Source organism: Microbulbifer variabilis, assembly GCF_020524905.1.
Classification (GTDB): Bacteria; Pseudomonadota; Gammaproteobacteria; order Pseudomonadales; family Cellvibrionaceae; genus Microbulbifer; species Microbulbifer variabilis_A.
On record NZ_JAIVKI010000041.1, the window covers coordinates 1 to 6,562 of the forward strand.

Here is a 6,562-nt window from a genome sequence, read left to right on the forward strand (position 1 = left end):
CCAAGGAATTTCTTGCATTTCTGAAACAGGTCGAGCGGCAGACACCGAAAGACAAGGAGTTGCACATTGTGCTGGATAACCTCAGCGCTCACAAAACCAAAGAAGTCACAGAGTGGGTAACCAACCAGCCGAGAATTCATTTCCATTTCACGCCGACCAGTGCATCCTGGTTGAACGCCGTCGAAGGATGGTTTGCGCAGCTCGAACGGCGGGCTCTTTACCGAGGCATATTTACCGACGTGGCGGACTTGAAGGTCGAGCTGCAGCGATTTATTCGTGTTCATAACCGCGATCTTGCCAAACCATTTAAATGGACAAAGAGCGCCGACACAATACTGGCTTCAGTGCAGCCAGCCAAAAATGTGTTACCTAATTAACCGCATGGTCCACTAGCTGCCACTGCTGGACCTCGGTGTGTAGTGGTCGCTCAGAGTGATATTCAAACCAGTGGTCAAATTCGGTAGAACTCATGGAGCGCAACATATTGAAATAGTCAGGACGGTTAAAGTCCCGTGCGAGCTGCCGGGCAAAGTGAAAACCCGGCACTAGCCTTTTTTTTCGGTGTCCTCGCCTTCTATTTCGCCACTCTCTCCCTCAACGGGTGTTTCTACATAGAGACCGGATAACTTAGCTGCAGGGACATAGAGCACATCTATCAACTTAGGGGTAATGCTGCGGATTAGGCCATGGTGAATATCTTCCAACAAATCCTGGCAATCCGGCTTCATCCAGATGGAGTAAGCCACCAGCAGCAATTTCTTGCTGACTTCCCCTGCACGAAACGCCCAAAGCTGGCCAAAGTTTTCCAGCTCAGTTTCCGGCAACTCTTCACCCTGCGGCAGTGGAATATCTTCGGTAGTTTTCTGCAGGTATTCACAGCGGTGGTAGGCACTCAGCTCAAATAACTCCACTTCCTGCTGGCCAAATACAACGGTTTCGGATTCTAAAATAGGGGTAGGAACTAAATTCATAGTTAGCTGCCTGCGGTTACTGTGGGTTTACCAGAAATCTTAAATTTCACGGTGCGAGTGATCTTGTCATCCTTGGGCACCGCCTTACCCCAGCCGGTAATATGGCCGGTAAACTCTACTGTCGTGCCTTCAGGATATTCAATCTGATAATGCTTATTCGTATCGGAGTCGTAATCTGTCCGCAGTGCCTGCTGGCCGCTGTCTGTCTCTTTCCAGATCAAAGTAATGGAAACCTCGCCGGCATCGCGTAAGCCGGAGGGATCATAGTCCATATAGCCACTGGTGCCATCAATCGGCGTCATTTCAACAGAACCGCGTGACTCCTCACCGGGGTCAATATCCAGCATCCCAGCTACTGGCGTATAGGAGCTGCCATCATTGCTGCGGGAGAATTTTGTTTTATAACCTTGTGCCATAGCTATGACCTCATTGGGTTGTTCAGTTAAAGAGCTGAGGGTTCGGTGGAATACTGGGCCCTATAGGTCAGGCGGACCTCACCCAGTGGGTGATCTTCGTCGAGTGCAAATTGCGTTTGGTTAAGCAGGAATAAGTCACAGGTATTATCTAAAGTGGCATCCTGTAATGCATGCTCGATATCTTCAGCTGCCTGGTCCAGTGCGGCATACACATCGCCGCGACTCTTCACAACCGCAGCAATAGTCAGGTCCAACTGCCGACCTGTACCGCCATGCATTTCGCGCTCGATGTTTTCAGTAGCAAAGCCCACCACAATTGCCGGCAACTTTTCTGAATCAATTTCTTCTGTGGTGCCAGGTGGTGGAAATGTGTAGCCGAATAGGGTTTGAAGCTTATTTAAAACGCCATCGCGGATGGTGATGCGTTGGGTCATTGGGAAGTGCTCCAGAAATTTTGAGCATAAAAAAACCCGCTAGTGCGGGTTTAAAAGAACTAAATTAAATATCAGCTTGTAAATAGGCTCAAAAAATCACTCTTAATTTAGATATATAAATTACGGCTCAATATCACATATTCTGCCTGAACATGAACCGCCGCCACCACCACCAGTGTCACCACCAGTGCCACCACCAGTACTGCCAGTGCTACCACCTTGGACTATTAAACTTTTCCAGTTGCTGAAAAACTCACCATCGTAACTTCTAAAGCGATAATGAGCATCACATCGCTCGGAGTAGTTATAGCTAGATAAATTACTTAATGAACCAAAATTTTCCCATGTTGCTGTTTCCTCAACAACATCACATCGAGTACCAGTCCACTGAGCGATTGTCTTCCTCTGAACCTGAAACTTCATGGGAAGGCCAGCCTTAGCATTAATTGCATAAGTCTGATCCATTGTGCCAGATATTAAAAAGTCACCATTCTTCCAGTTACCACTGGTAGACTCATTATTCTTACTAACTGACACAGTAGGTCCATTAATTGCTAAGAAACGTTCGTTGTCACACTTCTTGTCACTTTTATCAATTACAGCTACCCAATTCCAGCCTCGATACGTTGGAGTCAAATGTAGATCCGACTCACCTTCCTCATCTATGTCACTGTCACGCTCTGCAGTAATTACCGTCCTGTTGGAAGAGTCCAAATGGGCAAGCTTGAAAGTTGTTTTATGGCCCCAGTGAACCAACCATGGCGATTGTGATACAAATTTTGCCGAACGCCCCACCACTGTTCTAGAAGGACTATCCTTAACATAAATAACACCCGTGTCACTACTATAGTTTTCGCAACCTGGAATTATAGTAGCAGCGTGAACAGCTGCAGATCCAAATGCAAAAAAACACAGCGAGCCAACCATAGCTCTTTTCAATTTTATAATATTTCTAAACACACTCAACCCTACTCAAGAAAATTAAAATAAATATACATTCCAGCAAGGATACTACTATGAATTTTTAAAACAAAAAACCGCAATAATTTATTAAATATGGAACCCAAGTACTGATTTTTCTAACTTTCTCAATCCATCAAATGCTCACACCAAAAGTCAATCCATTCATAAAAGCTAACTTAACTAATAATTGATAAACGTGTTACTTCAGACCATAGCACCCACTGAAACATAAACATGAAAAACAAGGGTGGCTTTTTGAGATATTTGCTATTAGCATCTCTCCACTAATAAAAATTTACTAGCGATAGCTGTTACCCATCCACCTGCACCCGCCAAACAACCCCATCATCCTCCAGCCGCTTGCGCACCGTATACGCCACACCAGCCAGCGCAATCACCGCCCCTGAGCTATAAGCCCCTACCTCACTCACCAGAAGACTCAACTCGATACGCGGCACCCGCACTCGCTCCTCATCGTCGAACTCATCTATCTCCCGATCTCTTATCACCCGGCAATCTACAGGCTCAGCACCGCTACCATCTGTATAGGTAGCGGCCTTGCCCCATTTGCGGAACGCGCGCTCTGCGGCTCTTTGGTCCAGATCCATGGATCACCTAAGCCTTCACCGTGCCCGGCACGCCGGTAAACTTCACCGCTAAGCTGGTAACGCCATCACCGGCAGCCTCTGCAGCGAAGGTAGTTGCACCAGTGATATCACCGGTTGCGGCTGTTGCAGCGCTATCGTCAAAGGCTGCTGCGGATACATCCCAAGTGAGCGACTCGCCCTGGCCAATCACCGCGCCGGATACTTTGGGCACGGTGAATACGCCATCAATAGCGATCACACCGGACTCACCCACGGCAATATCGTCCATCGCCACACCCAGCACTGCGCCTACTGCTATCACCTGGCCAGAGGTAATTACCGCACTGGTGCTATTGGTGTAATCCAGCATGCGCCCGTCTTGAACAAAGTTGGTAGCCATTTCACTTTCCCCGCTTGGATTTGAACTTTTGCAATAAGAAAGGCCGCGATGTGCGGCCCTTTTCGGATTCTTTAAGGTTTGGTTCGGTTTGAGCTGGGTATTAGGTCTTAGGTGTTTTCACCATGCCTTTTGCATCCCAGGCTTTCGCAGCTGCATCGAGGCGGACTTTGAATTCCACCCCATCGATATTCCAGCCGTTTTGCTGTTCCAGTACTGGGGCTTGCTGGCCATCCAGATAGAGCACTTCGATGGTGTCGTGCGCTACCGGGTCGGCATTGAGGTACCAACCATTGTGCCCGCTGAGGCGACCATCGGAGATCACGCTGGCAATATTGCGCACACTGTTCGGTACAGTGTTGGATTTCTCAGCAGCACCCACTTCAAACTCTGACTCCAGCGCTACCTTTGCGGCCCCCTCATCGGCAATATCACACAGCAGGAATTTGGGGCGGATATTTAGGAAAGCGGTACCGTCCTTCTGTTTGCCCATCAATACCCGCGCGGCATCGATGCTGGCTGTATTGATGCCTGCCTTTTCGGCTAAGTTGCCGTGGTCGGTATGGAATAAGGCCTTGCCATCGGCCATCTTGGGATTGTTGATCAGGATACTGAACACCAGATCCCCCACTGTGCGAATAGCAGCGAGACCCATCTTTTGTGGGATTCGAGTGAAGGCCCCCAGGTCGTCATTGATAATCGCCTGGCGAGTAATAGAGAAGAGTTCCCCGTAAGTGGCCAGCGCGGCGGTCTCGGCGCGCTCGCCGATACTCACATATTTAAATTCTGCCCCGGGTGCCACTTGGCGCAGTGAGGGGAAGGTGCCAAGGTCGGTGCGGGTAGCTATTTTGAAATCGCTCAAGTTTCCAGTGGCGGTAAACTGCGGGAAAACCTCTGCCGCTTCAGAGTAACCCTTCAGCATGGATTTATTGGCGATATTGCCGAGGACGGTAGCGAAGTCACCAGAGCTATGGGTAAACGCTGCGGCAACCACGCCCATTTTATCCAGGCCCGCCAAATTCTGTCCGTGGGCGTGCATAAACATACGGGCAATTTCCAGCATGGTATAGCCGGCCAGACTGTTGCCCTCTGTGCGCTTCTCGCCGAAGGCACGCATGGCAATGGCATTCTCAGCATCCGCCTTAATGCGCTTGATACCCTCACCTTCCTGCACCACTACGCTGTAGCTTTGCACTGGGGTTGGGGTTTGACTACCGAGCGCTGTGAGCAGCTGGTCTTTGGCCTTTTCAGCGGTGCAGTCCATATCATCCAGGCAGGATTGCATTACCGTACTGTGCGCTTCGAAGCCCTTAAAAACGGCTTTGATAGTGTCTTTGCGTATTTGCTCATCCGCTGCAAATTGTGCTTTGGCATCGGCGGTAATCTGCGCTTTCATTTCTGGGGCAACCTCGGTCGCAGCGGTTGCAGCTGGCGTGGTGGAGGTGGTTGTAGTCATGGCTTGCGCCTCCTGGCTATGGGTTTGGTTTGGGTTGCCTGCAACCGCAGACGGGAATCTAAATTCAGTGGACCCCTGCACAACCAATGCACTAATAGCTTGAGGGGTATTTTTGAACTGGTTGAAGAGATCGCCGTTAAAGCTGGCAGCCATCTCGATTGCGGCAGTGGTATCGGTAGCGAAGCCGGCTTCCACGGCCTCGGCGCCGGTATACCAGGTCTCGTCATCCATCACCTGACTGACTTCCTCATCCGACATTCCGGTGCGGGAGGAATAAAGGCCAATCATGGTGGTTTTAATTTTTGCCAATAGGCTCTTGGTTTTTTCCAGGGCGCGCTCATCACCTCGCACACCGGCACTGGGGTTGTGCACCATGTAATAGGCATTCTCGGCGATATGAACCGTGTCCCCGGCGAGAGCGATCACACTGCCCATGCTGGCTGCAATGCCTTCAATCCAGGTTTCCACCTCGGCCTTATGATCTTTGAGCAGGTTGTAAATGGCGGTGCCATCGAACACATCACCACCAGGGCAGTTAATATGCAGATTGATCTTGCTGACATCACCGAGTGCTTTGAGATCTCGGGCAAAGTCTTTTGCTGTTACACCCCAGTAGCCGATGTAATCGTACAAATAAATATCGGCTTCACTCGTATTTGCAGCAGCGGTAATGCTGTACCAAGTTTTTTTAGGCATTGCGGTTTCCTATTTAGAGTCGGAGTCAGACTCAGAGTCGGACTCAGTATTTTCTGCGGGGACCGCAGCGCGTTTACTTGGAGTGGTGATATCGTTTTCTTTCAGCTTTCTCTGCCAGGCAGCGGTTTGCTTGATCACATCATCCGGCTTTTTGCCGCGGCGACGAATGGTCTGCTGTGGGCTGACCAGCACATTTTCCAGCAGGGTTTCATCCGCACTGGCTTCATGGGCCGGATTAATCCAGGGCATCACCGGGGTAATAAAATCGACGTGCATTAGCGTGGATGGGTCCACATCCGCTGGCACTTGAAAGGCATCGGCCAGTAAACCCATTTGCACCCAACGCCGGGTGACCGGCTCTACAATCTCCTCGCAAAACTCCAGACTGAGGGTTTCATAATTCGCCCACTGTTCCACCAGTTCCTGGCGCTGCGAACTATAAGTCCCGTTGTAGTTTTTGCTGATGCTGCTAAAGCTGGCCATGGTGCCGGCAGCGGTCATGCGGTGCATGGTTTCTAAAAACGGGGTTAGCAAGCCGCTTGGGCGATTGCTCTGGATGGTGCCGACAGATTCCCCAGGGCGGAGATCGTCGTAGATGGCACCGGCACGGATGTCGAGAATGCGCTTTCCTTCACTATCCCA

At 50.1% G+C, this 6,562-nt stretch carries 10 protein-coding genes; 1 reads left to right on the forward strand and 9 read right to left on the reverse strand.

From position 1 onward, the window contains the following. The coding region (locus tag LC073_RS21230; protein WP_226649602.1) for an IS630 family transposase at positions 1 to 377 on the forward strand (377 nt) is incomplete at its 5' end. On the opposite strand, the gene LC073_RS21235 is transcribed toward LC073_RS21230, so the two are convergent. The 9 genes from LC073_RS21235 to LC073_RS21275 form a co-directional block, all read right to left on the reverse strand. Further along, on the reverse strand, positions 370 to 546 hold the full coding sequence (locus LC073_RS21235) for a phage tail assembly protein T (protein WP_226649604.1): 177 nt from the start codon (positions 544 to 546) through the stop codon (positions 370 to 372). The two genes, LC073_RS21230 and LC073_RS21235, sit on opposite strands and share 8 nt — an antisense overlap. Beyond that, positions 546 to 971: a hypothetical protein gene (locus LC073_RS21240; RefSeq protein WP_226649606.1), complete on the reverse strand. Its 426-nt coding sequence runs from the start codon at positions 969 to 971 to the stop codon at positions 546 to 548. The genes LC073_RS21235 and LC073_RS21240 overlap by 1 nt, the downstream gene beginning before the upstream one ends. Before the next feature lie 2 nt (positions 972 to 973). Next, positions 974 to 1,387, reverse strand: coding sequence for a phage tail tube protein (locus LC073_RS21245; RefSeq protein ID WP_226649607.1), 414 nt, complete (start codon positions 1,385 to 1,387; stop codon positions 974 to 976). Positions 1,388 to 1,413: 26 nt separating this feature from the next. Further along, positions 1,414 to 1,821: a hypothetical protein gene (locus LC073_RS21250; protein WP_226649609.1), complete on the reverse strand. Its 408-nt coding sequence runs from the start codon at positions 1,819 to 1,821 to the stop codon at positions 1,414 to 1,416. A gap of 120 nt (positions 1,822 to 1,941) precedes the next feature. After that, positions 1,942 to 2,781, reverse strand: coding sequence for a hypothetical protein (locus LC073_RS21255; protein WP_226649610.1), 840 nt, complete (start codon positions 2,779 to 2,781; stop codon positions 1,942 to 1,944). A gap of 314 nt (positions 2,782 to 3,095) precedes the next feature. Further along, positions 3,096 to 3,392, reverse strand: coding sequence for a hypothetical protein (locus tag LC073_RS21260; protein ID WP_226649612.1), 297 nt, complete (start codon positions 3,390 to 3,392; stop codon positions 3,096 to 3,098). Between the two features lie 7 nt (positions 3,393 to 3,399). Further along, positions 3,400 to 3,771: a DUF2190 family protein gene (locus LC073_RS21265; protein ID WP_226649614.1), complete on the reverse strand. Its 372-nt coding sequence runs from the start codon at positions 3,769 to 3,771 to the stop codon at positions 3,400 to 3,402. Positions 3,772 to 3,871: 100 nt separating this feature from the next. Continuing rightward, positions 3,872 to 5,920 carry a ClpP-like prohead protease/major capsid protein fusion protein gene (locus LC073_RS21270; protein ID WP_226649616.1) on the reverse strand — a complete coding sequence of 683 codons (2,049 nt, stop codon included), beginning with the start codon at positions 5,918 to 5,920 and terminating at the stop codon, positions 3,872 to 3,874. Positions 5,921 to 5,929: 9 nt separating this feature from the next. Beyond that, the coding region (locus LC073_RS21275; RefSeq protein WP_226649618.1) for a phage portal protein at positions 5,930 to 6,562 on the reverse strand (633 nt) is incomplete at its 5' end.

Coding starts and splice junctions, on each gene's coding strand:
- LC073_RS21240 (WP_226649606.1), bottom strand. CDS start 971: ATGAATTTAGTTCCTACCCCTATTTTAGAATCCGAAACCGTTGTATTT.
- LC073_RS21245 (WP_226649607.1), bottom strand. CDS start 1,387: ATGGCACAAGGTTATAAAACAAAATTCTCCCGCAGCAATGATGGCAGC.
- LC073_RS21250 (WP_226649609.1), bottom strand. CDS start 1,821: ATGACCCAACGCATCACCATCCGCGATGGCGTTTTAAATAAGCTTCAA.
- LC073_RS21260 (WP_226649612.1), bottom strand. CDS start 3,392: ATGGATCTGGACCAAAGAGCCGCAGAGCGCGCGTTCCGCAAATGGGGC.
- LC073_RS21265 (WP_226649614.1), bottom strand. CDS start 3,771: ATGGCTACCAACTTTGTTCAAGACGGGCGCATGCTGGATTACACCAAT.
- LC073_RS21270 (WP_226649616.1), bottom strand. CDS start 5,920: ATGCCTAAAAAAACTTGGTACAGCATTACCGCTGCTGCAAATACGAGT.